Below are 3,047 nucleotides of genomic sequence, written 5' to 3' on the forward strand. Positions count from 1 at the left end.
GGGAGAACGCGAGCCCCGACCCGATGGCGCTGATGATGAACAGGGCCGCCGCGAGCATCATCGCGCGCCGGCGGCCGTAGCGGTCCGCGAAGGGCCCCGCGGCGAAGGCGCCCGCCGCCGAGCCGACGAGCGCGGAGGACACCGCCAGCCCCAGGCCCAGGCTGCTCGCGGCGAACTCGGCCTTGAGGGCGGCCACGGTGCCGTTGATGACGGCGGTGTCGAAGCCGAAGAGGACCCCGCCCAGGGCGGCCACCACGGAGATGCCAATGATCCTGCCGGTCCGTGTCTCCCCACCCGCCGGAGGCCGCCTGCTCACCGGGGCATCCATGACGTCCGCCATGACGCGCTCCTTCCCCCTGGGACGGGCACGGCTCACACCGGCCCTTGAGGAGAGGTGCCCCCCGTGGCCTCCGAAAGGCACCCTCGGGCGGAGCGGCGCCCCGGTGGCCGCTCGCTGGGGGGCATGGCTCGGACGTCGCTCGGGCTCCAACGACGGACGGAGGCTCAGCCCTCGTCCGCCAGGCCGTACTCCTTGAGCTTGCGGGCGAGCGTGTTGCGGCCGATCTCCAGCGTGCGCGCGGCCGCGGTGCGGTTGCCCTTCACGGCCTCCAGCACGCGCAGGATGTGGCGGCGCTCCACCTCCGCCAGCGGGAGCAGGAGCGGCGCGACCGGCGCGGCGGCGGGCGTCTCCGGCGTGGCGGGCCCGGTGGACGGGAGCGCCCGGTCCAGGGCGGGCAGGGGCAGGTGCTCCTCCAGGATTTCTCCCTCGGACAGCACCACGGCGCTTTCGATGCAGTTCTCCAGCTCGCGCACGTTGCCGGGCCAGCGGTAGCGCTTGAGGCGCGCGAGCGCGGTGGCGCCGAGGCGGGGCACGGGCAGGCGGTGGCGCTTCGCGGCGGTGGCGACGAAGTGGCGGGCCAGCCGTTCGATGTCCTCCGCGCCGCGCTCGCGCAGCGGGGGCAAGAGCAGCTCCACGACCTTGATGCGGTAGTAGAGGTCCTCGCGGAACCTGCCCTCCGCCACCATGCGGGGCAGGTCGCGGTGGGTGGCCGCGACGATGCGCACGTCCACCTTGACGGCCTGCGTGCCGCCCACGCGCTCGAACTCGCGGTCCTGCAGCACGCGCAACAGCTTGCCCTGCACGGCCTGGGGCAATTCGCCCAGCTCGTCGATGAAGACGGTGCCGCCGTCGGCCGCCTCGAACTTGCCGGGCACGCGGTGGTCCGCGCCGGTGAAGGCGCCCTTCTCATGGCCGAAGAGCTCGTTCTCGATGAGGGCGGCGGGCAGGGCCGCGCAGTCCACCTTCACGAAGGGCTTGTCGCGCCGGGGACCGTTGACGTGGATGGCGCGCGCGAACAGCTCCTTGCCGCAGCCGCTCTCTCCGCGCAGCAGCACCGTGGCGTCCGTGGGCGCGGCCTTCTGCACCAGGCGGTAGAGGGCCTTGAGCGGCGGGGCCTCTCCGATGATGCGGTTGAAGAAGTAGCCCACCGGGGCCTGCGGCTGATCCTTCGCGCGCTGGAGCTCCTGGTAGAGGCTGGTGGACTGGAGGGCGGTGCTCACCTGGGCCGCGATGTCGGTGAGCTTCTGGGTGTCCTCCTCCGTGAAGGCGCCGCCGCCCAGGCGGTTGAGCACCTGGAGCACGCCGTACACGGCGCCGGCCGCGTCGCGCAGCGGCACCGCGGCCAGGCTGATGGTGCGGTAGCCCGTCATCCGGTCGATGTCCGCGAAGAAGCGGCGCTCGCCGCGAGGATCCGGCACGTGCACGGGCTCGCCGGCCTCCGCCACGTAGCCCGCCACGCCCTGGCCCAGCTTCACGCGGATCTGCGCGACCTCCGGCAGGTGCGCCGCGCGGCTGAACAGCTCCCGGCGCACGGGGTCCAGCAGCCACAGCGTGCCCCGGTCCGCCTGCAGCGTGATGGCGATGCGGTCCACCAGCGTCTGGAGGAAGGCGTCCAGGTCCACCTCGCGCCCGACGAGGCCGCCAAGGGGAAGCAGGACCTGGGACACATCCGGCGGAGTCGAGGGCATGGCGGCGGGCAGCGGCGGAAGTGAGAAGGGCGCTGGGGGCACTGTAGCAGCGCACGGCTCCGGGCTCGCGGCGCTCATGCGCCCGCCGAGCGGCCCAGGAGCATGCGCTGGCCTTCGCGCGCGGGCTCGGTGAAGGGGAACAGGCCGCGCGCCTCCTGCGCCATGTCCTCCAGCAGCTCGTCCGCGTGGGACGGGTCGTGGTGGAAGAGGAAGAGGCGCCCGGCGTGCAGGTCCTTGGCCACCTTGGCCGCGTCCATCATCGTCGAGTGGCCCCAGCCCTTCTTGGACATGCCCTTCTTGCCCTCGTACTCGTCGGGCGTGTACTGCGCGTCCAGGCACAGCGCGTCCGCGCCCTCGAAGTGGCGGGCCACGTCGGAGGTGAGGCGCTCCGGCAGCTCCACGTCCGTGGCGTACACGAAGGAGTGGCCGTCCGCCTCGACCCGGTAGGCCATGCAGCCGTCCGGGTGCGGCACGTCGATGGGGGTCACCTTGAAGGGGCCGACCTCCACCGTGCGGCCGTGCAGCGCGGCGCCGAAGGTCATCCTCGAGCGCATGGTGGACAGCGGCACCGGGAACTGCGGCGGGCGCATCTGCTGCGACAGCGTGGACTCCAGCGCCTGGGCGCCATTCGCGCCGGGGCCGTACATCGTCAGCGACGTGGTGGGCAGGTACGCGGGCGTGAAGAAGGGGAAGCCCTGCACGTGGTCCCAGTGCAGGTGCGAGAAGAACATCGTCGCCTTCTGGGGCGCGCCCTCGCGCATCATGACCTCGCCCAGCGTGCGGATGCCCGTGCCCGCGTCGAGGATCAGCCGCTCACCCTGGCTCGTCACCTCCACGCACGCGGTGTTGCCACCGATGCGCGACCCCGACACCGCGATGCTGCCCCGAACGCCAAAGAAGCGGATTTCCATGATGGGTCTCCAGATGCGTTGACGCCCGCTGGGGGCGCCCTGACGTTGTGGGGACAGAGCACGTCCGGTGCCAGCGCCAAGGGGCTGGAATCATTGGGAGTGGCGGGG

At 72.5% G+C, this 3,047-nt stretch carries 3 protein-coding genes; all 3 read right to left on the bottom strand.

The window, feature by feature from the left end:
- The coding region (locus tag D7X55_RS37940) for an MFS transporter (RefSeq protein WP_121725583.1) at nucleotides 1-340 on the bottom strand (340 nt) is incomplete at its 3' end.
- Nucleotides 341-504: 164 nt separating this feature from the next.
- Nucleotides 505-2,106, bottom strand: a complete 1,602-nt coding sequence (locus D7X55_RS37945; RefSeq protein WP_120552442.1) for a sigma 54-interacting transcriptional regulator — start codon at nucleotides 2,104-2,106, stop codon at nucleotides 505-507.
- A complete protein-coding gene (locus D7X55_RS37950) occupies nucleotides 2,103-2,939 on the bottom strand; it encodes an MBL fold metallo-hydrolase (protein WP_121725584.1) in 837 nt (278 codons plus the stop codon). Before D7X55_RS37950 ends, D7X55_RS37945 begins: the two co-directional genes overlap by 4 nt.
- Between the last annotated feature and the right edge of the window lie 108 nt (nucleotides 2,940-3,047).

It is taken from the genome of Corallococcus sp. AB049A, assembly GCF_003668885.1.
GTDB classification, from domain to species: Bacteria; Myxococcota; Myxococcia; order Myxococcales; family Myxococcaceae; genus Corallococcus; species Corallococcus interemptor.